General features: G+C 55.9%; 23 protein-coding genes and 5 tRNA genes. 18 read left to right on the forward strand and 10 right to left on the reverse strand.

What is annotated here, in order from left to right; genetic code table 11:
- The first annotated feature begins 166 nt into the window (after positions 1-166).
- Positions 167-1,786, forward strand: a complete 1,620-nt coding sequence (locus E0L20_RS15515; RefSeq protein ID WP_131634723.1) for an ABC-F family ATP-binding cassette domain-containing protein — start codon at positions 167-169, stop codon at positions 1,784-1,786.
- Positions 1,787-1,826: 40 nt separating this feature from the next.
- Here the strand turns inward: E0L20_RS15515 and E0L20_RS15520 are convergent, their stop codons facing one another.
- The gene (locus tag E0L20_RS15520; RefSeq protein ID WP_131634724.1) at positions 1,827-2,114 is read right to left on the reverse strand and encodes an HTH-type transcriptional regulator; all 288 of its coding nucleotides are present in this window, start codon (positions 2,112-2,114) and stop codon (positions 1,827-1,829) included.
- A 331-nt stretch (positions 2,115-2,445) separates the two neighbouring features.
- Between E0L20_RS15520 and E0L20_RS15530 the strand changes: the two genes are divergently transcribed.
- Both E0L20_RS15530 and cspE read left to right on the forward strand, forming a co-directional pair.
- Positions 2,446-3,156 (forward strand): DUF3053 domain-containing protein, encoded by a 711-nt coding sequence (locus E0L20_RS15530; protein ID WP_131634726.1) that lies wholly within the window; start codon positions 2,446-2,448, stop codon positions 3,154-3,156.
- A 244-nt stretch (positions 3,157-3,400) separates the two neighbouring features.
- Positions 3,401-3,613 carry a transcription antiterminator/RNA stability regulator CspE gene (gene cspE, locus E0L20_RS15535; RefSeq protein ID WP_032615822.1) on the forward strand — a complete coding sequence of 71 codons (213 nt, stop codon included), beginning with the start codon at positions 3,401-3,403 and terminating at the stop codon, positions 3,611-3,613.
- A 58-nt stretch (positions 3,614-3,671) separates the two neighbouring features.
- Here cspE and ghrB read toward each other — a convergent pair whose 3' ends face one another.
- The 6 genes from ghrB to E0L20_RS15565 form a co-directional block, all read right to left on the reverse strand.
- Positions 3,672-4,646 (reverse strand): glyoxylate/hydroxypyruvate reductase GhrB, encoded by a 975-nt coding sequence (gene ghrB, locus E0L20_RS15540; RefSeq protein ID WP_131634727.1) that lies wholly within the window; start codon positions 4,644-4,646, stop codon positions 3,672-3,674.
- 26 nt (positions 4,647-4,672) lie between these two features.
- The gene (locus E0L20_RS15545; protein ID WP_131634728.1) at positions 4,673-5,953 is read right to left on the reverse strand and encodes an MFS transporter; all 1,281 of its coding nucleotides are present in this window, start codon (positions 5,951-5,953) and stop codon (positions 4,673-4,675) included.
- Positions 5,954-6,068: 115 nt separating this feature from the next.
- Positions 6,069-7,007, reverse strand: a complete 939-nt coding sequence (locus E0L20_RS15550; protein WP_131634729.1) for a sugar kinase — start codon at positions 7,005-7,007, stop codon at positions 6,069-6,071.
- A 3-nt stretch (positions 7,008-7,010) separates the two neighbouring features.
- On the reverse strand, positions 7,011-7,760 hold the full coding sequence (locus tag E0L20_RS15555) for a sugar phosphate isomerase/epimerase family protein (protein WP_131634730.1): 750 nt from the start codon (positions 7,758-7,760) through the stop codon (positions 7,011-7,013).
- Positions 7,761-7,862: 102 nt separating this feature from the next.
- Positions 7,863-8,879, reverse strand: coding sequence for a LacI family DNA-binding transcriptional regulator (locus E0L20_RS15560; RefSeq protein ID WP_131634731.1), 1,017 nt, complete (start codon positions 8,877-8,879; stop codon positions 7,863-7,865).
- A gap of 130 nt (positions 8,880-9,009) precedes the next feature.
- Positions 9,010-9,672, reverse strand: coding sequence for an OmpA family lipoprotein (locus E0L20_RS15565; protein ID WP_131634732.1), 663 nt, complete (start codon positions 9,670-9,672; stop codon positions 9,010-9,012).
- A 165-nt stretch (positions 9,673-9,837) separates the two neighbouring features.
- On the opposite strand from E0L20_RS15565, the gene E0L20_RS15570 reads away from it, so the two are divergent.
- On the forward strand, positions 9,838-12,165 hold the full coding sequence (locus E0L20_RS15570) for a molybdopterin guanine dinucleotide-containing S/N-oxide reductase (RefSeq protein ID WP_131634733.1): 2,328 nt from the start codon (positions 9,838-9,840) through the stop codon (positions 12,163-12,165).
- Here the strand turns inward: E0L20_RS15570 and E0L20_RS15575 are convergent.
- Together E0L20_RS15575 and tag are read right to left on the reverse strand one after the other, a co-directional pair.
- Positions 12,128-12,574, reverse strand: a complete 447-nt coding sequence (locus tag E0L20_RS15575; RefSeq protein ID WP_131634734.1) for an N-acetyltransferase — start codon at positions 12,572-12,574, stop codon at positions 12,128-12,130. The genes E0L20_RS15570 and E0L20_RS15575 overlap by 38 nt on opposite strands.
- Positions 12,552-13,133, reverse strand: a complete 582-nt coding sequence (gene tag / locus E0L20_RS15580) for a DNA-3-methyladenine glycosylase I (RefSeq protein ID WP_131634735.1) — start codon at positions 13,131-13,133, stop codon at positions 12,552-12,554. Before tag ends, E0L20_RS15575 begins: the two co-directional genes overlap by 23 nt.
- Positions 13,134-13,294: 161 nt before the next feature.
- On the opposite strand from tag, the gene E0L20_RS15585 reads away from it, so the two are divergent.
- From E0L20_RS15585 to dppF, 9 genes are all read left to right on the forward strand, one after another.
- On the forward strand, positions 13,295-13,993 hold the full coding sequence (locus E0L20_RS15585; protein WP_131634751.1) for an autotransporter domain-containing protein: 699 nt from the start codon (positions 13,295-13,297) through the stop codon (positions 13,991-13,993).
- Between the two features lie 238 nt (positions 13,994-14,231).
- Entirely contained in the window at positions 14,232-15,434 is a 1,203-nt protein-coding gene (locus E0L20_RS15590; protein WP_131634736.1) for an L-lactate MFS transporter, read from the forward strand.
- Between the two features lie 258 nt (positions 15,435-15,692).
- Positions 15,693-17,384 (forward strand): kdo(2)-lipid A phosphoethanolamine 7''-transferase, encoded by a 1,692-nt coding sequence (gene eptB, locus E0L20_RS15595; RefSeq protein ID WP_131634737.1) that lies wholly within the window; start codon positions 15,693-15,695, stop codon positions 17,382-17,384.
- A gap of 91 nt (positions 17,385-17,475) precedes the next feature.
- A tRNA-Pro gene (locus tag E0L20_RS15600) sits at positions 17,476-17,552 on the forward strand.
- Positions 17,553-18,172: 620 nt separating this feature from the next.
- A complete protein-coding gene (gene dppA / locus E0L20_RS15605; RefSeq protein ID WP_131634738.1) occupies positions 18,173-19,780 on the forward strand; it encodes a dipeptide ABC transporter periplasmic-binding protein DppA in 1,608 nt (535 codons plus the stop codon).
- 160 nt (positions 19,781-19,940) lie between these two features.
- Positions 19,941-20,960, forward strand: a complete 1,020-nt coding sequence (gene dppB / locus E0L20_RS15610; protein ID WP_063145377.1) for a dipeptide ABC transporter permease DppB — start codon at positions 19,941-19,943, stop codon at positions 20,958-20,960.
- 9 nt (positions 20,961-20,969) lie between these two features.
- Complete coding sequence (gene dppC, locus E0L20_RS15615; RefSeq protein ID WP_131634739.1) at positions 20,970-21,872, forward strand: dipeptide ABC transporter permease DppC; 903 nt, start codon at positions 20,970-20,972, stop codon at positions 21,870-21,872.
- 10 nt (positions 21,873-21,882) lie between these two features.
- A complete protein-coding gene (dppD, locus tag E0L20_RS15620; RefSeq protein WP_131634740.1) occupies positions 21,883-22,866 on the forward strand; it encodes a dipeptide ABC transporter ATP-binding protein in 984 nt (327 codons plus the stop codon).
- Complete coding sequence (gene dppF / locus E0L20_RS15625) at positions 22,863-23,861, forward strand: dipeptide ABC transporter ATP-binding subunit DppF (protein ID WP_131634741.1); 999 nt, start codon at positions 22,863-22,865, stop codon at positions 23,859-23,861. The genes dppD and dppF overlap by 4 nt, the downstream gene beginning before the upstream one ends.
- A gap of 41 nt (positions 23,862-23,902) precedes the next feature.
- Here the strand turns inward: dppF and coaA are convergent, their stop codons facing one another.
- Positions 23,903-24,853 carry a type I pantothenate kinase gene (gene coaA / locus E0L20_RS15630; protein ID WP_131634742.1) on the reverse strand — a complete coding sequence of 317 codons (951 nt, stop codon included), beginning with the start codon at positions 24,851-24,853 and terminating at the stop codon, positions 23,903-23,905.
- A gap of 317 nt (positions 24,854-25,170) precedes the next feature.
- On the opposite strand from coaA, the gene E0L20_RS15635 reads away from it, so the two are divergent.
- The 5 genes from E0L20_RS15635 to E0L20_RS15655 form a co-directional block, all read left to right on the forward strand.
- Positions 25,171-25,246 (forward strand) — tRNA-Thr (locus E0L20_RS15635).
- Positions 25,247-25,254: 8 nt separating this feature from the next.
- A tRNA-Tyr gene (locus E0L20_RS15640) sits at positions 25,255-25,339 on the forward strand.
- A 117-nt stretch (positions 25,340-25,456) separates the two neighbouring features.
- Positions 25,457-25,531, forward strand: a tRNA-Gly gene (locus tag E0L20_RS15645).
- A gap of 6 nt (positions 25,532-25,537) precedes the next feature.
- Positions 25,538-25,613: transfer RNA gene (locus E0L20_RS15650), tRNA-Thr, on the forward strand.
- Positions 25,614-25,731: 118 nt separating this feature from the next.
- Positions 25,732-26,010, forward strand: a 279-nt coding sequence (locus E0L20_RS15655) for a GTP-binding protein (RefSeq protein WP_032442743.1), incomplete at its 3' end; no start/stop codon positions are given.

Genomic DNA, 26,010 nt, shown 5'->3' on the forward strand with positions numbered 1-26,010 from the left:
AAATTTAACCTTGAAATGGTCATTACATTACCGCTATTCTTACCCCCGTTAACTTTCTCGTGCTGGAGTGCCCCCCAAAAATGAACAAACACGACTGATGAATTTCGATCCTTGCTAAACGCCACCGCGTCGGCAGGGGATGTTTTGATTTCATTCAGGAGTGCTTATGGCTCATTTTGCGCAGTCCCCTTCTTTTATTTTGCATCAGGTCACCTGTCAGTTTGCGACGGGCGATATCCTTTTTGGTCCGCTGAATTTGTCGCTGGAGCCCGCGCTGTGCGCGCTGGTGGGCCGCAACGGCAGCGGAAAAACACGCCTGCTGCGCCTGCTGGCAGGCCTTGATGAACCCGACAGTGGTCATATCGAACGTTCCGGGACGCACGTCTATGTGGCGCAGCAGCAGGATATTTCGCCGCAGACTACGCTGGCGGAACTGCTCGGCTATGATGCTCTCTTCGCGGCGCGTAAGCGTATCGACAGCGGTGACTATCTGCCTGACGATTTGGAAACGCTCGACGGATACTGGGATTTAGCAGAACGTCTTCGCGACGCGTTTATCGCTGCGAAGCTCCCGCCTTTTGAACCGGATAAACTCGCCATTGAACTCAGCGGCGGCGAACGAATTCGCGCCCTGCTGTGCGGGGCATTCACGGCGGGGGCGGATTATCTGCTGCTGGATGAACCCACTAACCATCTCGACAGAGACGGGCGCGAGTGGTTCTACAGCCAGCTTGCTCGTTATCAGGGCGGCGTGCTGGTTGCCTCCCATGATCGGGAGCTGCTGGCACAGGTACCGCGCATTCTGGAACTGAGCGCCTCTGGCCTGCGCAGCTTTGGCGGTAATTATGCTGATTATCAAACTCAGCGCGATGCCGAGCAGCAGGCCGCCCGCGCGGCGCTGGAACATGCGGCGACGGAGCGTAAACGCACCCGCTCTCGTATGCAAAAAGAGCATGACGACAGCCAGCGTCGTTCGGCAAAAACGCTGCGTACGGTCGATACGCTAAACATCGCCTCGTTTGAGCGGGTCAAATACAAAGGCGCGGCAAAGGAGCGGATTGGTTCCTGGAAAAAACAGCATAGCGATCGGAACGATGCCCTGAACGCCGCCGTAAACAAGGCGCGCGAGCGGGTTGAGGAGGATAATCCGGTGATGTTCACCCTGCCCGGTAGCCAGATTGCCGACGGGAAACAGGTGCTGGTACTGGAGGGGCTGGTATTACCGCATGTGGATAACCCGCCGATTCACTGGCGTATGGACGGGCCGATGCGCGTTGCGCTTAAAGGGCCGAACGGCTGCGGTAAGTCGACGCTGCTAAAGGCGATCCTCGGGGAGATCGCGCCACGCTCCGGTACGTGCAGCGTATCGGTCTCCTGCGCGTATCTCGATCAGCATCTCACTCAGTTAGATCTTACGCAGTCCGTGATGACGCATCTCAACCTGAGCAATACGCCCCTCGAGGAAGGCAGCCTGCGGACCCGGTTAGCTCAGCTTCAGCTCGGTGCCGATAAGGTCATGCTGCCACTGGCGGACCTGAGCGGGGGAGAGCGTCTGAAGGCCGCGCTGGCCTGCGCGCTGTGGCGTGAAGAGGCCGCGCAGCTCCTGCTGCTTGACGAGCCGACTAACCATCTGGATTTGGCATCGGTGCAGGCGATTGAACACGCGCTGGCTGATTTCCCCGGTGCGCTGGTGGTGGTATCGCACGATGAGGCCTTTCTGAAAGGGTTAACATTGACGCATGAGATGGTGTGGGAAAAGGCAGGGTGGCGTTGTGAAACCCTTTAAACACAAACCCCCGCAGAGGCGGGGGCGGTAACAAACTTTACTAGGCTATCTGCTTGCTGAGTGCCGGGTTGGCCTTGATAAGGCGCATCAGCTTTAGCTCGGCAGGCGTGGGTTTTTCACGTTTCGACTCCCACTCCAGCACCATCGCTACGCTGACACCCATTGCTCTGGCGAATTCTTCATTTTTTAAGCCCGACCCTTTGCGCAATTGCTCAAATTCTGTAAAGGGATTGGGTTTCTGTTGCAGGGTAATCGCCTGCGGTACACCTTTAAAAATAATCTGTTCCAGGCTGCTCAGCAGCTCAAACTCAGGATCTTTATATTCCATTGAGAACTCCTCTTAAATCTCACACAGGGATCAAGAACATCAGAGAGCCATTTAAGAATAGCCTCAAAAGCGGACACGGGATCGTCACGCCTGTGATTAATTGTGCGGTAACGATCGCTTTACCCGTTTCAGCTATATGGATAGTTATGCTAATTACCTGATTAACCATATGACGGCCGCGATGCGTATTTTTTTGTAAATAGTAAGATATAAAACGGCAATAGCCGTTTTGCATGAAAAGAGTATCTTGCTGGGCTGACCTGGACTATCCTTGTCAGCGTCGGGCACGCGTGTGCCGGTGTGCGCTTTTTTGGGTGAAAGGAGTAATGAAATGGCGACAGGAAAGTCCTGCTCTCGCTGGTTTGCGCCTATTGCGGCGTTGCTGATGGTGGTTAGCCTGAGTGGGTGTTTTGATAAAGAAGGCGATCAGCGCAAAGCGTTTATCGATTTTCTGCAGAATACAGTGATGCGCAGCGGCGAGCGTTTACCAACGCTGACTGCGGATCAGAAAAAACAGTTTGGTCCGTTCGTTTCTGATTACGCCATTATTTATGGTTATTCACAGCAGGTGAGTCAGGCGATGGACTCCGGTCTGCGTCCGGTACTGGACAGCGTTAACGCTATTCGTGTCCCTCAGGATTACATGACCCAGCGTGAACCTCTGCGCCAGTCTAACGGTGCGCTCGGCGTCCTGAGTCAACAGCTGCAAAACGCGAAAATGCAGGCCGATGCCTCACGTTCTGCGCTGAAGCAGGGCGACGATCTCAAGCCAGTGTTCGACAAGGTCTATGAGAAAGTGGTCACGAAGCCTTCGGACGCGTTGCAACCGCTGATCCCTGCCGCTCAGATTTTCACGCAGCAGCTGGTTCAGGTGGGTGATTTTATCTCCCAGCAGGGCACGCAGGTGAGCTTTGTCTCTAACGGCATTCAGTTCCCGACGTCCCAGCAGGCGAGCCAGTACAATACGCTGATTGGGCCGCTGGCTTCCCAGCATCAGGCCTTTAGTCAGGCGTGGAGTGCAGCAGTCGCTGCAACCGAATAAAAGAAAAGCCCCGCCTCGAGCGGGGTTTTTTTTATGACTAGAGAAAATAATGCTTGTCATTTATCTACCACATCGGTATAACTATCCCCGTCGGTTTGTTACACAGACCTAAAGCAGTTTAGTAAAGCAGTCCAGATTGTTATCCATAGATACCCTTCGTAGTGACCCTTCCTTCATCGCTTAAAAATCTGTAACGCAACCATCATGCCGGAAGGCAAAACATATTTTTAATAAGGTAATTTCTATGTCTGGTAAAATGACTGGTCTGGTAAAATGGTTCAACGCTGATAAAGGTTTCGGCTTCATCACTCCTGACGATGGCTCAAAAGACGTGTTCGTACACTTCTCTGCTATCCAGAACGATGGCTACAAATCTCTGGACGAAGGTCAGAAAGTTTCCTTCACCATCGAAAGCGGCGCTAAAGGCCCAGCAGCTGGTAACGTTGTAAGCCTGTAAGCTTCCAACCCAGTAGCACAAAATTCAAAAACCCGCCTTCTGGCGGGTTTTTTCATTTCTACTCCTGGATCTGCGGGTTAACGCAGTTTCGTTCCACTTTCCCGCCCAGTGCGGCGATCAAATTGTCCACCGCGGTGGCTGCCATGTTATAGCGCGTTTCGTGTGTTGCCGAACCGATATGGGGCAGGGCGACGACGTTTGGCAGCTGTAGCAGCGGGGAATCAACCGGCAGCGGCTCCTGCTCAAACACGTCCAGACCGGCGGCGTGGATCTCACCGTTTTGCAGGGCTTCAATCAGTGCTTTTTCGTCCACCACCGGGCCACGGCCTGCGTTAATGAAAATGGCCGATTTCTTCATCTTCTCAAATGCAGATTTGCCGATCAGATGGTGGGTCTCCTCCGTCAGCGGCAGGATCAAGCACACGTAGTCAGATTCCTGCAGCAGCGTATCAAGCTCACAGTAGCGAGCGTTGAAGCGTTCTTCAGCTTCACCGTGATGACGGCGCGCGTTGTACAGAATCGGCATGTTGAAGCCGAAATGCGCGCGCTGTGCCAGCGCCAGCCCAATGCGGCCCATGCCCACAATCCCCAGCGTTTTACCGTGTACGTCCACGCCAAACCAGTCCGGACCGATGCTCTTGGTCCACTCGCCCGCTTTGACACGCTCGGCCACCTCCACCACGCGGCGGGCGGTGGTGAGCACCAGCGCCATCAGCGTGTCGGCTACCGTCTCCGTCAGGGCATGCGGCGTATGCATCAGCAGGATTTTGCGGGCATTCAGGGCATCTACGTCAAAATTGTCGTACCCCACGGAAACGGTCGAGGTAGCACGAAGCTTCGGCATTTTCTCCAGCAAGGCCACATCCACTTTTTCGCTTGAACCCAGCAATCCTTCGGCGCGGGCAAACGCATCCGCGTGCTGTGCCACGGTGTCCGGGCTGAGGTTCTTCACCTGCGTCACGGTGAAGTGTTCCTCGAGGCGTTTTTGCAGATCTTCAGGCAGTGCTTTGTACAAAATGACGGACGGCTTCATGCTAATCTCCGTTGATATTTAAAGGGTCAGGCGTGGCGTGCGCCGACGGGTAATTGTTGATTATTAGCAGGCTTAACAATCAGAGTAAGCCACACCGAGGCAAAAAGTGCTACCCCCATAAATATGTACGACGCCGACGGGCTGCCGGTTGCGCCGTTCAGGTAGCCAACAAACCAGGAGCCGAAGAAGGAGCCCAGCGCGCCCATGCTGTTGATCAACGCCATCGCGCCGCCCGCCACGTTACGCGGCAGCATTTCCGGGATAATCGCGAAGAAGGGACCATACGGGGCATACATGGCTGCACCGGCAATCACCAGCAGCGTGTAAGAAGCCCAGAAGTGGTTTGCGCCCACGGCCCAGGAGCCAATAAAGGCAAAGGCGGCGATCAGCAGCAGCGGCCAGACGAACAGCTTACGGTTTTGCAGCTTGTCCGATGCCCAGGAGACGATAATCATCGCGATTGTCGCGGCCAGATAAGGCACGGACGACAGCCAGCCCACTTCCACCATGCCGAGGTTTTCACCGCCGCTGCGGATGATTGACGGCAGCCACAGCACAAAACCGTATACGCCAATGCTCCACGCAAAGTACTGAGCACACAGCAGAATGACGTTGCGGGAGCGGAAGGCCTCGCCGTAATTACGTACCGCCTTCAGCCCTTGCTGCTCTTTATCCAGCTGCGCCTGCAGCGCGGCTTTTTCGTCTTCGGAAAGCCACTTCGCCTGCGCAGGCATGTCTTTCACCAGCACCCACCAGCAGAATGCCCAGATCACCGCCGGAACCCCTTCGATGATAAACATTTCGCGCCAGCCAAAAGACTGGATAAGGTAGCCGGATACAACCGACATCCACAGCACGGTGACCGGGTTACCGAGGATCAGGAAAGTGTTGGCGCGCGAGCGTTCGGATTTGGTAAACCAGTTGCTGATGTAGATAAGCATTGCGGGCATCACCGCAGCCTCAACGACCCCGAGGATAAAGCGAATGGCGGCAAGCGCTGGAATGTTATTCACCACGCCGGTCAGCGACGCGCAGCCGCCCCACAGGATCAGGCAGACGAAGATCAGCTTGCGCACGCTGCGGCGTTCGGCGTAGATAGCGCCGGGGATCTGGAAGAAGAAGTAGCCGAGGAAGAAAAGGGCGCCGAGCAGGGAGGAGACACCTTTGGTAATGCCGAGGTCTTCGGTGATCCCCGCAGCGGATGCGAAACTAAAGTTGGCACGATCGAGGTACGCCAGGCTGTACGTGATGAACACGATAGGCATGATGTACCACCAGCGTTTAACTGCATTGGTCGAACTGTTCATAGGCTTGCCTCTGTTGTTGAGGTGGTCACCCCCCTCACCCTAACCCTCTCCCCAAAGGGGCGAGGGGATGATTTGCACCCTCTCCCCTTTGGGGAGAGGGCCGGGGTGAGGGGAGCTATTCGTTAAGCTCTGCGCGCGTTGGTAATCCTTCGCTGTCGCCCTGCACCTGGATCGCCAGCGAGCCGATGGTGTTGCCACGCGCAATGGCCTGCAGCAGCGGTTTGCCTTCCAGCAGGGCGCTAATGACGCCTACGGCAAAGCCGTCGCCCGCGCCTACGGTGTCGACCACGTTCTCGACTTTTACCGCCGCGACCGCGCCCTGTTCACCGCTGGCCGTTTTGAACCATGCGCCGTCGGCGCCGGTTTTCAATACCACGGCTTTTACCCCTTTATTCAGGTAAAAATCGGCAATCCCTTCCGGAGAGCTTTCGCCGGTAAGGATCATCCCTTCCTTTACGCCGGGCAGAACCCAGTCGGCCTGAAACGCCAGACGGTTCAGCTTTTCAACCATCTCGGCTTCGCTTTTCCACAGCACCGGGCGCAGGTTGGGATCGAACGAGATCGTTTTTCCCTGTGCCTTCATCGCGGCGGCTGCGTGATCCAGCAGTTCGTACGAGCTGGCTGAGAGCGCTGCCGCCACGCCGCTCAGGTGCAGGTGGCGCGCGGACGAGAAATGCGGGGCGTTGTAGTCGTCAACGGAGAGATGGCTGGCTGCCGATCCTTTGCGGAAGTACTCCACGATGGGATCGGTTCCATTTTCGACCTTCGATTTCAGCTGAAAGCCGGTTGGGAAGCGGGCGTCCAGCGTGACGCCGGCGGCATCAATGCCCTCTTTTTTCAGCGAGTCGAGGACGAAATGGCCAAAGCTGTCATCCCCCACGCGGCTGACCCAGCCGACGTTCAGGCCGAGGCGCGCCAGCCCCGTCGCGACGTTCAGCTCTGCGCCCGCCACGCGTTTGATAAAGTGTTTAACCGCGCTCAGCTCGCCGGTTTCGGTAGCGACAAACATCGCCATGGCCTCGCCGATAGTGATGACATCCAGCGTCTTGTGCATGGTTTACTCCTCGCGCAGCAGGTTAACGTAGTGGCGGGTGACGGCGGTTAAATCGGCTCCCTCCAGCGGGAACTCAATACCGCGTGGGGCATCGGCAGGCAGTTGATTGAGCAGGTCGAGCCAGCGCGCATCGGTGGCGTCCGGCGCAACGGCGCGGAACTGGTCCTTGTGCTGAACGGCGGCCTTAACGTGAATATAGCTCACCGCAGGTGCCAGGTGACGCGCGGCTTCTTCGGGTGAGTCACCTACCCACAGCCAGTTGCCCATGTCGAACGTCAGGGTGACGGGCAGCGCCATTACCCGACAGGCGGCTTTGAAGCGCTGCATCGGGGCGAGCTGCCCGCAGTCGGTCTGATCGTTTTCCACGACCAGCGCCATGCCGCTGTCGTCCAGCAGCGCGCGCAGGGCTTCAAGGGAATGTTTGTCGCTGAAATGGCCGAGAGAGACCTTCAGCCACAGCGCGTTGAGGGTGTTGGCTTCGACCAGATAGCGCGGGAGGTCCGGGTTGAGCTGGCCATCGGGCATAAACAGGGCGGCGGGAGCGGAGTAACATGCCAGCAGGCCCAGCAGCTCGATGGACTCACCCAGCGCGGGCAGGGCCAGCAGCTCCTCAGCGCTGAACAGTTCGCGGCGGATCTCTACGCCGTCGGCACCCGCGCCCGCAATCACCGGAAGCATGGCCCGTTGGCCACCCGCCTGTCGCACCCGATCCGCGCCGTAAGCGGCGGTGACCACCATTATTTTCCTGCTCATTACCGGACTCCATCACGTATTCGATAGTATTACGCTAGATGGAACCGGTTCCAAAGGAAAGGTCAGGATGTTGAATTTATGATCGCTGTCACGAAGGGAACGTTAACGGGCGGTAGAGCCGCGAACAATCAGTTCGCCAGAGAAAACCTGCTCGCGGACGGCATCGCTGACGCCCTCAATCCGGCGAACTACCTGTTCGACAGCAGCATAGCCAATTTGCCACGTCGGTTGCTTGAGTGTGGTGATGCCGACGCCTGCCAGCTCTGCCCATTCCAGTTCATCAAAGCCCAGCAGGCCGATGTCGCTGCCCCAGTGCAGGCCAATGCGCTTGAGGGAGCGGGCGACCTGCAGCGTCAATGCCCCGTTGGCGGAGATAACGGCTTTGCGCATTCCGCGATGGCGGGTGTGAAACTGACGCAGGATATTGTCAATCTGACCGGCTTCGTGCAGGGGCGTTTCGGCATTTTCGGCGATGGTGCCGGGATAGCGCTCGAGAGTGGCGCGAAACGCGCTCAGACGCTCGCGGCGCGTGTTAACCATCCCCAGCGGTTCGCTGAGGAAAAGAATCGCTTCAAAGCCCTGTTCGACGAGGTGCTCGGTGGCGGTGGTGGCGGCCTGAACGTTATCCAGCCCGACAACGTCGCAGGCAAATTCGGGAATTTTTCGGTCGATAAGCACCATCGGCAGGGAGGATTGCTGCAGGCGGTTTAAACCCTCTTCGCGCATCCCCACTGCATTCACCACGATACCTTCCACCTGGTAGCTGCGCAGCAGGTCGAGGTAGTGCAGCTCCTGATCGACTTCGTTGTTGGTATTACAGACCAGCGGCGTAAAGCCCTTCTCGCGGCAGGCGGCTTCGATGCCGCTCAGCACGTTAACGGAGTAAGGGTTGGTAATGTCGGCGATGATCAGCCCAATAAGCCGGGTGCGCCCGCGTTTGAGGCCGCGCGCCATCAGGCTGGGGCGGTAGTCGAGGTCAGCAATGGCCTGTTCAATGCGGGCGAGCAGCGCCTCGGACAGCAGGTGTTTCTCGCCGTTGAGGTAGCGCGAAATGCTGGTTTTACCGGTTTTCGCGGCTTTCGCCACGTCGCTGATGGTGGCCCGTGCTGGTTTGCTCATCGCTGATTTCCCTGACTTTAGTGAGAACACCTTAGCGGGAAAATCAACGATGGCAAGTGGTTCATGTTGGGGTGTGCGGTCTGATGCTCTCACCCCGACCTTCTCCCACAGGGAGAGGGGGGAAATGCGATTACTGCACGGGGCTTAACGTAATCTCAACGCGACGGTTCTGCGCTTTGCCTTCCGCCGTGCTGTTGCTGGCGATTGGGTTTGCAGGCCCCATGCCGCTGGTGCGGATACGGGTTGCTTCAACGCCCTGGGTAATCAGCGAGCTGGCCACGGAGTCGGCGCGCTGCTGGGACAAGCGCATGTTCAGATCCTGGCTGCCGGTGCTGTCGGTGTAGCCAATCACGTTCACGGCGGTCTTGTTGTACTCTTTCAGCACCATCGCCACGCCGGTCAGGGTGTTGGCGCCCGCCGGTTTCAGCGTTGCGCTGCTGCTGTCGAAGGTGACGTTGTTTGGCATGTTCAGGATGATGTTGTCACCGCTGCGCGTTACGCTCACGCCTGTGCCCTTCATTTTGTCGCGCAGTTTCGCTTCCTGCACATCCATGTAATAACCGACGCCGCCGCCCAGTGCTGCCCCTGCTGCTGCGCCGATCAGCGCGCCTTTGCCGCGATCTTTCTTGGAGGAGGAGAGCGCGCCAACGCCTGCGCCTACCAGCGAGCCGATGCCCGCGCCGATGCCGGATTTGCCCGCTTCGCGTTCACCGGTGTAAGGGTTTGTTGTGCAGCCAGAAACAGCCAGGGCGCCGCTCACCAGAGCAGCAATAACGAGTACGCGTTTTTTCATCTTCTTTCCTTAATCCTTTTTATTCTTTGCCACGACGCGCGTGGCAGTTGATTATGACGTCCGGATACGGAGAAAATTCAGTGTATAACTCTGAAATTTGTGACTAATCATAAACAGCCTCGGCAAGAAGGCCGTAAAACCTGCACGCAACCAGGAGCGCACGCTTTGAGCACCTCAACAAAAACCATTCTGACCGCCGCCCACTGGGGGCCGATGCTGGTCGAAACCGACGGCGAAAACGTCCTGTCATCGCGCGGGGCATTGCCTTCGCAGCATCCCAACTCACTGCAGACCGCCGTTCGCGATCAGGTGCATAGCAAAACCCGCGTGCGCTGGCCGATGGTGCGCAAAGGCTTTCTGGCATCGCCGGATAAGCCGCAGGGCATTCGCGGTCAGGATGAGTTTGTTCGCGTAAGCTGGGATGACGCGCTGGCGCTGATCCACGCCCAGCACAAGCGCATTCGCGACAGTTACGGTCCGTCGTCCATTTTCGCCGGATCCTACGGCTGGCGTTCTAACGGCGTGCTGCACAAGGCCGCGACCCTGCTGCAGCGCTACATGAGCCTGGCGGGGGGCTATACCGGCCATCTGGGCGATTACTCGACCGGCGCGGCGCAGGCGATCATGCCGTACGTGGTGGGGGGGAACGAAGTTTACCAGCAGCAGACCAGCTGGCCGCTGGTGCTCGAGCACACTGACGTGGTGGTGCTCTGGAGCGCCAACCCGCTGAATACGCTGAAAATTGCCTGGAACGCCAGCGACGAGCAGGGGATTGGGTATTTCGACGCGCTGCGCAAAAGCGGCAAGCGCATTATCTGCATCGATCCGATGCGCTCGGAAACCATGGATTTTCTCGGCGATAGCGCCGAGTGGATTGCCCCCCATATGGGCACCGACGTGGCGATGATGCTGGGCATTGCCCATACGCTGGTTGAAAACGACTGGCACGATGCTGATTTCCTCGCCCGCTGTACGTCCGGCTTCGGCAAATTTGCCGACTACCTGACGGGTAAAGCGGACGGTGTAGCCAAAACCGCAGAGTGGGCGGCTGACATTTGTGGCGTAAATGCAGACAAAATCCGTGAGCTGGCGGCGTTATTCTACCAAAACACCACCATGCTGATGTCCGGCTGGGGCATGCAGCGCCAGCAGTTTGGCGAGCAAAAGCACTGGATGCTGGTGACGCTTGCCGCGATGCTTGGGCAGATCGGCACGCCGGGCGGTGGTTTTGGCCTTTCTTATCACTTTGCGAACGGCGGTAACCCGACCCGCAAAGCGGCGGTGCTGGCCTCGATGCAGGGTTCCGTGCAGGGCGGCGTCGATGCTGTCGATAAAATTCCGGTAGCGCGCATAGTTGAAGCGCTGGAAAACCCGGGCGGTTTTTATCAGCACAACGGCCTGGACCGCCACTTCCCCGATATCAAATTTATCTGGTGGGCGGGCGGGGCGAACTTTACCCATCATCAGGACACCAACCGCCTGATCCGCGCCTGGCAGAAGCCGGAGCTGGTGGTGATCTCAGAGTGCTTCTGGACCGCGTCGGCCAGGCATGCCGATATTGTGCTGCCGGCGACCACCTCGTTTGAACGTAACGATCTCACCATGACCGGCGACTACAGCAACCAGCATATGGTGCCGATGAAGCGCGTGGTGCCGCCGCGCGATGAAGCACGTGATGATTTTGACGTCTTTGCCGTCCTGAGCGAGCTGTGGGAAACCGGCGGGCGCGAGCGCTTTACCGAGGGCAAAACGGATCTGGAATGGCTGGAGACGTTCTACCAGATTGCCGGTCAGCGCGGCGCTGCGCAGGGCGTGACGCTGCCGCCGTTTGCTGAATTCTGGGACGCGAATGCGATCTTCGAAATGCCGGAGAGCGAGCAGAACGCACGGTTTGTCCGCTTTGCTGATTTCCGCCGCGACCCGGACGGCCATCCCCTGAAAACCGAGAGCGGTAAGATTGTGATTTACAGCGAGCGCATCGCCAGCTTTGCGTATGCCGACTGCCCGCCGCATCCGACGTGGCTGGAGCCGGACGAATGGCACGGCAATGCCCAGCCGGAGCAGCTTCAGGTGCTCTCCGCGCACCCGGCGCACCGCCTGCACAGCCAGCTTAACTTTACGTCGCTGCGCGAGCGGTATGCCGTTGCCGATCGGGAACCTATCACCCTGAACAGTGCTGATGCAAAAGCGCGCGGGATTGCTGACGGTGACGTGGTGCGCGTCTGGAACGCGCGGGGACAGGTGCTGGCAGGCGCCGTAGTCACTGACGGGATTAGGCCTGGCGTGTTCTGCATCCACCAGGGCGCATGGCCGGATCTGGCGTTGAGCGAGGGCGGTATCTGCAAGAACGGCGCGGTTAACGTGTTAACCAAGGATCTCCCCAGCTCGAAGCTGGGGAATGGCTGTGCGGGAAATACCGCGCTGGCCTGGGTTGAGAAATATCAGGGACCTGAGCTTACGTTAACGGCGTTTGATCCGCCTGCCAGCTCATGATCCACGTCGGGTGCTGGGTATCATCCTGCCATGCGCTGTCTTCAATGCGAAAGCCATGCGCATGATAGAAATTCACCGCCCGAATGTTTTTCTGGTACACCTCCAGCGTTAAATAGGGGAAGCGCTGTTGAACATGGTTCAGCAGCGCATGCCCAATTCCTTTCCCGATTAACGACGTGGAGACAAACAGGGCACCCACAAACTGCGCCTGCATCACGCTAACAAAACCTAGCGGCTTGTCGTCCTCTTCCCAGATCCAGGTTTCAGCCGCGGGCAGATACACGTCCCGCACCATGGCTTCATTTTCTCTCCAGTAGCCCGCGTTGATAAAGGGGTGCGCCGCCGTAGTGCTTTCCAGCCACAGGCTCAGGAGCGGGGCGGGATCGTCACTTTGCCATTTGCGGATCATGGTCTCCTCCCGGGTGGCAGAAGCAGCCCGTGATGTGGTCGTTCACCAGCCCACAGGCCTGCATAAAGGAGTAACAGATGGTGGTGCCCACGAATTTAAAACCGCGATTTTTCAGCGCCTTAGAAAGTGCGTCTGACGCGGGCGTTGAGGTGGGGATCTCTGCAAGCGTGGCCGCCTGGGTGACTTTCGAGTCGTTATCAACGAATGCCCAGACAAATTCTGAAAACGGCTCACCGCTTTGTTCCATCGCCAGATACGCTCGCGCGTTACCGATGATGGCCTGAATTTTACCGCGATGGCGGATGATACCGGCATCCTGCACCAGCCTTTCTACATCGTCGTCGGTCATGGCGGCAACGGCAACCGGATCGAACCGGTGGAAGGCCTTGCGGTAGTTTTCTCGTTTTTTCAGCACGGTAATCCAGGATAACCCCGCCTGCTGGCCCTCCAGGCAGATCATTTCGAAGAGCTTTTTGCCATCCGTTTCCGGCACGCCCCATTCCTGGTCGTGATAGTCGATATAAAGCTGATCCTGGCTTACCCAACCGCAACGCTGCATAGGTTATCTCCCTTATTCATACTGAAATCGCAAAATTTTCAATCTGTCCGGCTTGACGTGTCTGCTAAAGAGACAATAGTTAATAAAGGGTTATATGCCCTCATACCGCTTTCTAACAATGACAAATGTCGCCGAATTCGGCTCTTTCTGGAGTCGCTTTGATGATGATAAAAATAATCAGTGGCCGCCATGCTGTTTCTGGCCTGGTGGGGATCTCAGCCTGCCTGTTTTTTTGTAATACAGCATTTGCCTGGCAACAGGAATATATCGTTTCAGACGCACAAAGTAATACGGCCGAACGCTATACATGGGATGCGGATCACCAACCGCGTTATGAGGATATTCTCGCTGAGCGTATCCAGTCTTCGCAAAATATGCCCGGGTTCGCCCTGAGTCTTCCCTCCGGCTCGGCGGCAGAAGGCGCTATGAGCGTGGGCTGGAATTTTCCGCTGTATGGACAAATTTCAACCGGCCCTGTGATGGCGTGGCGTTATGATGGCTCTGCCCCGACGATGATAAATGAGTTCGGTGATAGCGTCACCACGCAAGGGCTTACCGATCCGCTCTGGCATGCCAGCGTCAGTACCCTTGGCTGGCGCGTGGATACGAAATATGGCGAGCTTCGCCCCTGGGCGCAAATAAGCTTTAATCAGCAGTTAGGTGAAAACCAGTGGAAATCCCAGTACGGGATGCCGCAAACCCCTGCGCCCGTGCAAAACGGCAGCTGGATGGATGTCACCGTCGGAACGGATATTCCCTTTAATACCCATATGGCGGCCTATGCTTCGTTAGCACAGGGCGAAAACACGATGACGGGGGAAGAATTTATGTACACCCTGGGCGTCAGTGCAAATTTTTAGCGTTGTAACTTTTTTCAACCTTGCTGTAACATCCTGAATACAACAACGACGGGGATTGTGGCGATAGCGGGTACTAACAAATCATCGCTTCATTCCCCGGCAAGGTCGTTCATTCCCGATTCCAGGCATTTCATTCCGTCCTTCCTGCACTTCATGCCGTTTTACCCCATACGCCTTATGGTTTTGTTTATCGTTGTCCACAGCGAATTTCCTTAATTTATCCTGCAGGACAACTGCCATGAATACATCAACCTATAATCGTACGCGCTGGCTGACTCTCTTCGGCACCATCGTTACCCAGTTTGCGCTGGGCTCGGTCTATACCTGGAGCCTGTTTAACAGCGCGCTTTCCGATAAGCTCAATGCGCCCGTTAGCCAGGTCGCGTTTTCCTTCGGTTTGCTGAGCCTGGGTTTGGCGATCTCCTCGTCAGTGGCGGGCAAGCTGCAGGAGCGCTTCGGCGTTAAGCGCGTGACCATGGCCTCCGGCATCCTGCTGGGCGTTGGCTTTTTCCTGACGGCGCACTCCAATAATCTGCTGATGCTGTGGTTAAGTGCCGGGGTGCTGGTGGGGCTGGCGGACGGTGCGGGCTACCTGCTGACGCTCTCTAACTGCGTGAAGTGGTTCCCGGAGCGTAAAGGGTTGATCTCTGCCTTTGCCATCGGCTCGTATGGACTGGGCAGCCTCGGTTTTAAATTTATCGACTCTCATCTGCTGGCCTCTGTGGGGCTGGAAAAAACCTTTATGATCTGGGGCGTTATCGTTCTGGTGATGATCCTGTTTGGCGCAACCCTGATGAAAGATGCCCCGCAGCAGGAAGTGAAATCCGTTAACGGCGTGGTGGAGAACGACTTCACCCTGGCGCAGTCCATGCGCAAACCGCAGTACTGGATGCTGGCGGTGATGTTCCTGACGGCCTGCATGAGCGGCCTGTATGTGATTGGCGTGGCGAAAGATATCGCTCAGGGTATGGTGAAACTGGATGTGGCCACGGCAGCTAACGCGGTGACCGTTATCTCCATCGCGAACCTTTCTGGTCGCCTGGTGCTGGGCATTCTGTCTGATAAAATTGCTCGCATCCGGGTGATTACTATCGGGCAGGTGGTTTCGCTGGTGGGCATGGCGGCACTGCTGTTCGCACCGCTGAATGAAGCGACCTTCTTCGCCGCCATTGCCTGCGTCGCCTTTAACTTCGGCGGTACGATTACGGTTTTCCCGTCGCTGATCAGCGAGTTCTTCGGCCTGAACAATCTGGCGAAAAACTACGGCGTCATCTACTTAGGCTTTGGGATCGGCAGTATTTGCGGCTCGCTGATAGCCTCGCTGTTCGGCGGGTTCTACGTGACCTTCTGCGTGATCTTTGCCCTGCTGATTATTTCCCTGGCGCTGTCGACCACCATTCGCCAGCCGCAGCGTGAAGTGTTTAATGAAGCGCACGCGTAAGTGATGCTACGAAAAGGCCGGCTCTCCGGCTTTTTTTTGTTAAACCGAGGCTTAGCCACTTTCGCTCGTTATCAAATTGTCTTTTTTGTAAAAAACTGTACCGATCACATTCTCTGCTGCCACTTTTTCCTTTCCCTGTGGTCTACTTACCACGCTTGTAGACGTTTCCGATAACGACTCCCATAGCGATTCTTCAATCTGTTCACCTTTCAGTTCAAAAGTGAACAGCAATACCATCCCTTTTTCCGGGTAGCTTGCATGAAATACATTAAATCGATGGCGCAACAAAAGCTCTGCTTTTTGCTGGCGTTGTACATCGGCCTGTTTATGAATGGCGCAGTCTTTATCCGTCGGTTTGACGGTTACGCGCAAGATTTTACCGCCTGGAAAGGAATTGCAGCGGTTGTCGAATTGGTCGCTGCGGTACTGGTCACCTTCTTTTTACTCCGTATTCTTACTCTGTTTGGCCGCCGCGTGTGGCGAGTGCTGGCAACGTTTATCGTGCTGTGCTCGGCGGGGGCCAGCTATTACATGACCTTTATGAACGTGGTGATTGGCTACGGCATTATTGCCTCAGTGATGACCACGGATATCGATCTCTCCAAAGAGGTCGTTGGCCTGCACTTTATTCTCTGGCTGGTGGCGGTGAGCGCCTTGCCGCTGCTGCTCATCTGGAGCAACCGCTGCCGCTACACGCTGGTACACCAGATCCGCACGCCGGGTAAACGCTTCAGGAGCGTCGCGATTGTGCTGCTGGCCGGGCTGATGGTCTGGGGGCCAATTCGCCTGCTGGATGTGAAGCAGAAGTACGATGAACGCACCTCTGGCGTTGATATGCCAAGCTACGGCGGCGTGGTGGCAAACTCTTACCTGCCATCGAACTGGATCTCCGCGCTGGGGCTGTATGCGTGGGCGCAGGTGGATGAATCTTCAGACAATAAATCGCTGATGAATCCGGCGAAGAAATTTACCTATACCGCGCCGAAAGATATCGATGACACCTACGTTGTCTTTATCATCGGTGAAACCACCCGCTGGGATCACATGGGCATTCTGGGCTATGACCGTGATACCACGCCGAAGCTGGCACAGGAGAAAAACCTGATTGCCTATCGCGGCTACTCCTGCGATACGGCGACGAAGCTCTCGCTGCGCTGTATGTTCGTCCGCGAAGGCGGGGCGAGCGATAACCCGCAGCGCACCCTGAAAGAGCAGAACGTATTCTCTGTGCTCCATCAGCTCGGCTTTACCTCCGACCTCTATGCGATGCAAAGCGAGATGTGGTTCTACAGCAACACCATGGCGCAGAATATCTCCTACCGCGAGCAGATTGGCGCTGAGCCGCGTAACCGTGGCAAGGCGGTTGATGACATGCTGCTGATTGATGAGATGAAGAACTCATTGAACGGTAATCCGGACGGTAAGCACATGATCATCCTGCATACCAAAGGGTCCCACTTTAACTACACCCAGCGCTATCCGCGCAGCTTCGCCAAATGGACGCCAGAGTGCGTGGGCGTGGATAAAGACTGTACCAAAGAGCAGCTGATTAACTCCTACGATAACTCCGTCACCTACGTTGACCACTTTATCGATACGGTGATTGACCAGGTTCGCGATAAGAAAGCGATTGTGTTTTATGCTGCGGACCACGGTGAATCTATCAACGAATTTGAGCACCTGCACGGTACGCCGCGCAAGATGGCGCCGCCAGAGCAGTTCCGCGTCCCGATGATGGTGTGGATGTCTGACAAGTACCTGGAAGATCCGGAGAAAGCACAGATGTTTGCTCACCTGAAAAAAGAGGCGGAAATGAAGGTACCGCGTCGCCACGTAGAACTGTACGACACCATTATGGGATGCCTGGGCTACACGTCGCCAGACGGTGGCATTAACGAAAATAACAACTGGTGTAAGCTTCCCGCAAACGCCACGAAAGCCGCCCAGTAAGGACTCTGGCGAGAATATCGCCAGTTGAATGGCTTTTTTAAATTAAGGGATTGACGGGTGCGCACCGCAGCAGTAAGATGCGCTCCGCATTCGGCGAGTAGCGCAGCTTGGTAGCGCAACTGGTTTGGGACCAGTGGGTCGGAGGTTCGAATCCTCTCTCGCCGACCACATTTAAAAAAGGGCTAACCGCAAGGTTAGCCCTTTTTGCATTATGGCGTTAGCCAACCCGATTCATCAAAATGCCCCTTAGCCCTGCTTCACCCTGCCTGTTAACGATTTTGTGACATTATCCATTGTATTTTTTTATATATGGATTGATCTTTTTTCGCGTTGCTTATGGATAACCTCAGCATTTTTCGCTGTGCGTTTTAACGTTCGCGGAATTTAGTGCTCAGATAATCACCATTCTGCAAGAAAATTTACCCGTTCTGAATAAAAGTTAATCACTGGATGTTGCGAAATATGAAGATATTTGTGCTGCAAGATAACGAGTAGCATAAATTTCCCTGCTGAAAACTGCCGCTGTAGGTTTTTTTAATCTTTGTTTGCGGTTTCTCACACTCCGCGTAAATCCCCGTCACCTGTATTGACGTTTTCACATTCTGTTGACAGATTGTAGGGCACGAGGGGCATTTCAGGGACGATCTGCGCTGCAACTCAAACGCTCTTCTGAAAGGATTCTCCATCCCTTTAACGCCTTCGGGCATCACCGACCAGACCGGGTAAAAAATAAATAAAGGTCAGGCGGCGTAACACAACAAAGCAAAACATCACATTGGAGCAGAATAATGAGTATTTCCTTGAAGAAGTCAGGGATGCTGAAGCTTGGTCTGAGCCTGGTGGCTATGACCGTGGCAGCAAGCGTACAGGCAAAAACCCTGGTTTACTGTTCTGAAGGCTCGCCGGAAGGCTTTAACCCACAGCTCTTTACCTCTGGTACAACGTACGACGCAAGCTCTGTACCTATCTATAACCGTCTGGTTGAATTCAAAACCGGTACCACGGAAGTGATTCCGGGCCTGGCAGAGAAGTGGGACGTCAGCGAAGACGGCAAAACCTATACCTTCCACCTGCGCCAGGGCGTGAAGTGGCAGGACAGCAAAGAATTCAAACCAACGCGCGACTTTAACGCCGACGACGTTGTGTTCTCCTTCGACCGTCAGAAAAACGCTCAGAACCCGTACCATAAAGTGTCTGGCGGCAGCTATGAATACTTCGAGGGGATGGGCCTGCCAGACCTGATCGCTGAAGTGAAGAAAGTGGACGACAACACCGTTCAGTTCGTGCTGTCTCGCCCGGAAGCGCCATTCCTTGCTGACCTGGCAATGGACTTCGCCTCTATTCTCTCTAAAGAATATGCGGACAACATGCTGAAAGCCGGCACGCCGGAAAAAGTGGATCTGAACCCAATTGGTACCGGCCCGTTCCAGCTGCTGCAGTACCAGAAAGATTCCCGCATTCTGTACAAAGCGTTTGAAGGTTACTGGGGCACCAAGCCGAAGATCGACCGCCTGGTGTTCTCTATCACCCCTGACGCCTCCGTACGTTACGCTAAGCTGCAGAAGAATGAATGCCAGGTGATGCCGTACCCGAACCCGGCTGATATTGCTCGCATGAAGCAGGACAAAAACATCAACCTGCTGGAGCAGGCTGGCCTGAACGTGGGCTATCTCTCCTTCAACACCGAGAAGAAACCGTTTGATGACGTGAAAGTGCGTCAGGCGCTGACCTACGCGGTGAACAAAGAAGCGATCATCAAAGCCGTTTATCAGGGTGCAGGCGTAGCCGCCAAGAACCTGATCCCACCAACCATGTGGGGCTATAACGACGACATTAAGGACTACACTTACGATCCTGAGAAAGCGAAAGCGCTGCTGAAAGAAGCAGGCCAGGATAAAGGCTTTACCGTTGAGCTGTGGGCGATGCCTGTTCAACGTCCGTACAACCCGAACGCACGTCGCATGGCGGAAATGGTTCAGGCTGACTGGGCGAAGATTGGCGTTCAGGCCAAAATTGTGACCTACGAGTGGGGCGAGTACCTGAAGCGCGCCAAAGCGGGTGAGCACCAGGCGGTGATGATGGGCTGGACCGGCGACAACGGGGACCCGGACAACTTCTTCGCCACCCTGTTCAGCTGTGCGGCAGCGAAAGACGGTTCCAACTACTCCCGCTGGTGCTACAAGCCGTTTGAAGACCTGATCCAGCCGGCGCGTGCGACCGACGATCACAACAAACGTATTGAGCTGTACAAGCAGGCGCAGGTTGTAATGCACGATCAGGCTCCGGCGCTGATTGTTGCTCACTCCACCGTGTACGAGCCAGTGCGTAAAGAAGTGAAGGGCTACGTGGTTGATCCGCTGGGCAAACACCACTTCGAAAACGTATCGGTTGAATAATAAGTAGGGTGTTCTCCCTCTCCCTTTGGGAGAGGGCAGGGGTGAGGGTCTTGCATGCATCCCCTCACCCTAACCCTCTCCCACGGGGAGAGGGAATTTACATTTGTGAGCAATACAGACGTCACGCCACTGTCGTGCGTCTTCAGAGAGAATCCGGGTTATGTTGCAGTTCATCCTCCGACGTCTGGGGCTTGTTATCCCCACGTTTATCGGTATCACCCTTCTCACTTTTGCCTTCGTCCATATGATCCCCGGCGACCCGGTAATGATTATGGCGGGCGAGCGTGGTATCTCCCCTGAGCGTCATGCGCAGCTGCTGGCAGAGCTCGGCCTCGATAAGCCGATGTGGCAGCAATACCTCCACTATATCTGGGGTGTCTTGCACGGCGACTTAGGGATTTCACTCAAAAGCCGTCTCCCGGTGTGGGACGAGTTCGTGCCGCGTTTTAAAGCGACGCTGGAACTGGGCGTCTGCGCCATGATTTTTGCCACTGCGGTGGGTATCCCTGTAGGGGTGCTGGCTGCCGTTAAGCGTGGTTCTATCTTCGATCATACCGCCGTTGGCCTGGCGCTGACCGGCTACTCCATGCCTATCTTCTGGTGGGGCATGATGCTGATTATGCTGGTTTCGGTGCAATGGAACCTGACGCCGGTCTCCGGACGCGTTAGCGACATGGTCTTCCTCGACGATACCAATCCGTTGACCGGCTTTATGCTGATCGACACGGCCATCTGGGGCGAAGAGGGCAACTTCATTGATGCCGTCGCCCACATGATCCTGCCTGCGATGGTGCTGGGCACCATTCCTCTGGCGGTGATCGTGCGTATGACCCGTTCGTCGATGCTGGAAGTGCTGGGCGAAGACTACATCCGTACCGCGCGTGCCAAAGGGTTAACCCGTATGCGCGTGATCATCGTTCATGCTCTGCGTAACGCCATGCTGCCGGTGGTGACCGTTATCGGCCTGCAGGTGGGAACGTTGCTGGCAGGGGCGATCCTGACGGAAACCATCTTCTCCTGGCCGGGCCTTGGACGCTGGCTGATTGATGCACTGCAGCGCCGTGACTATCCGGTTGTGCAGGGCGGTGTGCTGCTGGTCGCGACGATGATTATCCTCGTCAACCTGCTGGTCGATTTGCTGTACGGCGTGGTGAACCCGCGTATTCGTCATAAGAAGTAAGGGGCCATCATGTCACAAGTTACTCAAAATAAAGTGGTCGCTGCACCGGTACCCATGACGCCGCTGCAGGAGTTCTGGCACTACTTCAAGCGCAATAAAGGCGCGGTCGTAGGGCTGGTGTATGTCACCATCATGATCCTGATTGCGGTGTTCGCTAACGTGCTTGCGCCGTACAACCCGGCGGATCAGTTCCGTGATTCACTGCTGGTACCGCCGTTCTGGCAGGAAGGGGGGAGTTTTGCGCACCTGCTGGGTACAGATGACGTGGGTCGCGACGTGCTGTCGCGCCTGATGTACGGTGCGCGTCTGTCGCTGCTGGTGGGCTGTCTCGTTGTTGTGCTGTCGCTGATCATGGGCGTGGTGCTCGGTCTGGTGGCGGGCTACTTCGGCGGCGTCGTTGATAACGTCATTATGCGTATCGTCGACATCATGCTGGCGCTGCCAAGCCTGCTGCTTGCGCTGGTGCTTGTCGCGGTCTTTGGACCTTCGATAGGCAATGCCGCGCTCGCGCTGACGTTCGTTGCGCTGCCGCACTACGTCCGATTAACCCGTGCGGCCGTGCTGGTCGAGGTGAACCGCGACTATGTGACCGCTTCCCGCGTGGCTGGCGCCGGTGCAATGCGCCAGATGTTCGTCAATATTCTTCCTAACTGCCTTGCGCCGCTGATTGTTCAGGCATCGCTCGGTTTCTCAAACGCCATTCTCGATATGGCCGCTCTTGGCTTCCTTGGCATGGGTGCGCAGCCGCCAACACCGGAGTGGGGCACCATGCTCTCCGACGTGTTGCAGTTCGCGCAAAGCGCCTGGTGGGTCGTCACCTTCCCGGGTCTGGCGATTCTGCTGACGGTGCTGGCATTTAACCTGATGGGTGATGGTCTGCGTGATGCACTTGATCCCAAACTGAAGCAGTAAGAGGCACGAGATGGCGTTATTAAATGTTGATAAATTATCGGTGCACTTCGGTGACGAAGGCACACCGTTTCGCGCCGTGGACCGCATTAGCTACAGCGTAAATCAGGGCGAAGTGGTTGGCATCGTAGGGGAGTCCGGTTCCGGTAAGTCAGTCAGCTCGCTGGCGATCATGGGGCTAATTGATTATCCAGGCCGCGTAATGGCGGAAAGCCTGGAATTCAACGGTCAGGATCTGCAACGTATTTCCGAGAAGCAGCGCCGCCAGCTGGTCGGCGCGGAAGTGGCGATGATCTTCCAGGACCCAATGACCAGCCTGAACCCCTGCTATACGGTCGGCTTCCAGATTATGGAAGCGATTAAGGTGCATCAGGGCGGTAACAAGCAAACTCGGCGCCAGCGCGCTATCGATCTGCTGACGCAGGTGGGTATTCCCGATCCGGCATCGCGTCTGGACGTTTACCCGCACCAGCTGTCGGGCGGGATGAGCCAGCGCGTGATGATCGCAATGGCGATTGCCTGTCGGCCAAAGCTGCTGATTGCGGACGAACCGACAACCGCGCTGGACGTCACCATTCAGGCACAAATCATCGAGCTGCTGCTGGAACTGCAGCAGAAAGAGAATATGGCGCTGGTGCTGATTACGCACGACCTGGCGCTGGTGGCCGAAGCGGCACACAAAATCATCGTGATGTATGCAGGGCAGGTAGTGGAAACCGGAAGCTCGCACGACATCTTCCGCGCGCCGCGTCATCCGTATACCCAGGCACTGCTGCGCGCGCTGCCTGAGTTTGCGCAGGACAAAGCGCGTCTGGCGTCGCTGCCGGGCGTCGTGCCGGGTAAATATGACCGTCCGCAGGGCTGTCTGCTTAACCCGCGTTGCCCGTATGCGACGGACAAATGCCGCGCAGAAGAACCGGAGCTGAACCTGTTAGCGGACGGTCGCCAGTCCAAATGCCACTACCCACTCGATGATGCCGGGAGGCCAACACTATGAGTACGCAACAACTGCTGTTGCAGGCCATCGACCTGAAAAAACACTATCCGGTGAAGAAGGGGCTGTTTGCCCAGGAGCGCCTGGTGAAAGCGCTGGACGGCGTTTCCTTTACCCTCGAACGCGGTAAAACGCTGGCGGTGGTAGGGGAGTCCGGCTGTGGGAAATCCACGCTGGGCCGTCTGCTGACGATGATTGAAGTGCCAACCGGCGGCGAGCTTTACTATCAGGGCCAGGATCTGCTCAAGCACGATCCGCAGGCGCAGAAGCTGCGTCGCCAAAAAATCCAGATTGTGTTCCAGAACCCGTACGGTTCACTGAACCCGCGCAAAAAAGTGGGGCAGATTCTGGAAGAGCCGCTGCTGATTAACAGCAATCTGAGCAAAGAGCAGCGCCGTGAAAAAGCGCTGGCGATGATGGCGAAAGTTGGCCTGAAAACCGAACATTACGATCGCTATCCGCACATGTTCTCCGGCGGCCAGCGCCAGCGTATCGCGATTGCCCGCGGCCTGATGCTCGACCCGGACGTGGTGATTGCCGACGAGCCGGTTTCCGCGCTCGACGTTTCCGTTCGCGCGCAGGTGTTGAACCTGATGATGGATCTGCAGCAGGATCTGGGGCTGTCGTACGTGTTTATTTCCCACGATCTGTCGGTGGTGGAGCACATTGCTGATGAAGTGATGGTGATGTATTTGGGCCGCTGCGTGGAGAAGGGGACGAAAGACCAGATCTTCAATAACCCTCGTCACCCGTACACCCAGGCGCTGCTCTCCGCGACGCCTCGCCTGAACCCGGACGACCGTCGCGAGCGTATCAAGCTGACCGGCGAGCTGCCAAGCCCGCTGAATCCGCCTCCGGGATGTGCGTTCAACGCCCGCTGCCGTCGTCGTTTTGGCCCATGCACGCAGCTGCAGCCGCAGCTCAAGGATTACGGCGGACAGCTGGTGGCCTGCTTTGCAGTCGACCAGGATGAAAACGGCGAAAAGCCGCATGCATAAACAAAAAAACCGGCGCTGAGCCGGTTTTTTTATCTGCTTGATTACTTCCTCAAACGAATCTGGTCGACGGCGTGTTTCTCACTTTTGGTGAGGATCAGGCTCGCGCGCTCGCGCGTCGGCAGGATGTTCTCTTTGAGGTTCACGTAGTTGATCTCATTCCATAGCCCTGTCGCCACGTTAACGGCTTCTTCTTCAGAGAGCTGGGCATAGTTATGGAAGTAAGAATCAGGATCGGTGAACGCCCCTTCGCGGAACTTGAGGAAGCGGTTGATATACCAGCTTTGCAGTAAATCTTCCGGCGCATCGACATATATAGAGAAATCGACGAAGTCGGAGACGAACACGTGATGAGGATCGTGTGGATAATCCATTCCGCTTTGCAGAACGTTTAATCCTTCCAGAATCAGAATGTCCGGCTGCACCACCGTTTTATCCCCGTCCGGGATGCGGTCGTAAATCAGGTGTGAGTAAACCGGTGCGGTAACGTTAGGCGCACCTGACTTCAGATCAGAGACGAACTTCACCAGCCGATGCATATCATAAGAAAGAGGGAAGCCTTTCTTCTTCATCAGGCCGCGTTCTTTTAATACTTCGTTCGGATGCAGAAAGCCGTCGGTGGTGATCAGCTCAACGCTGCGGTGCTCCGGCCAGCGGCTCAGCAGCGCCTGCAGCACGCGCGCGGTCGTGCTTTTACCCACCGCCACGCTGCCTGCAATACTGATGATATAAGGAATGCGCTGGCCGTTAGTGCCGAGAAACTGCTCCAGTACGGCCTGGCGGCGCAGGTTGGAACTGATATAGAAGTTAAGCAAGCGAGAGAGGGGCAAATAAATTTCTGCCACTTCTTCCAGCGAGAGATCTTCATTTATCCCTTTTAACCGTGCGATTTCACCTTCCGTCAGCGTCATCGGGACGGAGTCACGCAGAGCAGCCCACTGGCTGCGGTTAAACTGAAGATAAGGCGTCATTAACGTTTGCTCTTTTTTGCTCATAAGCATGCTTCTGTGAGTCATCGACAAAACCGCCCGCCGTGGCTCATCACATAGTTAATTTTGGACAATGGGCAGGAGGTTAACACCAGATGACAGGAATAATAAGAAAAAATATGGGCAAGCGATGCTTACGCGGGAGCCGTCACGCTAGCGCATTGACGAGGTAAATCGCCTGTTCTTGCTGCATATTTGACCGTGCATGACTGTTTTTACAGCACTCAGCGCTTCTTTCGCATAAAATGTGAGCGAAAGAACGTTTTATGCAATTTTTTAGTTGCATGACTGCGCATGTCTCCATAGAATGCGCGCTACTTGATGCCGACTTAGCTCAGTAGGTAGAGCAACTGACTTGTAATCAGTAGGTCACCAGTTCGATTCCGGTAGTCGGCACCATCAAGTCCGGTGGGGTTCCCGAGCGGCCAAAGGGAGCAGACTGTAAATCTGCCGTCACAGACTTCGAAGGTTCGAATCCTTCCCCCACCACCACTTTCTGGCAGCGTTAACGCCGCCGGAGTTGGTTGGAAAAATCGACCAGCTCGAACATAAAAAGAGAGAAATCTCTTTTTTTGTTACAGAAAGAACTGGGTAGCCGAGTTTCAGGATGCGGGCATCGTATAATGGCTATTACCTCAGCCTTCCAAGCTGATGATGCGGGTTCGATTCCCGCTGCCCGCTCCAATACGTGCTGATATGGCTCAGTTGGTAGAGCGCACCCTTGGTAAGGGTGAGGTCCCCAGTTCGACTCTGGGTATCAGCACCACTTCACTTCTCCCTCCCGTTTCTCTCTGTTTCAATTTAAATGTATTCAACAGTTCAGGCATTTCGCCTGGTTGATGTGGTGATATCACCGATTTATCCGTGTCTTAGAGGGACAATCGATGTCTAAAGAAAAGTTTGAACGTACAAAACCGCACGTTAACGTCGGTACTATCGGCCACGTTGACCATGGTAAAACAACGCTGACCGCTGCAATCACTACCGTACTGGCTAAAACCTACGGTGGTTCTGCTCGCGCATTCGACCAGATCGATAACGCACCAGAAGAAAAAGCGCGTGGTATCACCATCAACACGTCTCACGTTGAATATGACACCCCGACTCGCCACTACGCACACGTAGACTGCCCAGGCCACGCCGACTATGTTAAAAACATGATC

It is taken from the genome of Enterobacter wuhouensis (assembly GCF_004331265.1).
In the GTDB taxonomy this organism is placed as follows: Bacteria; Pseudomonadota; Gammaproteobacteria; order Enterobacterales; family Enterobacteriaceae; genus Enterobacter; species Enterobacter wuhouensis.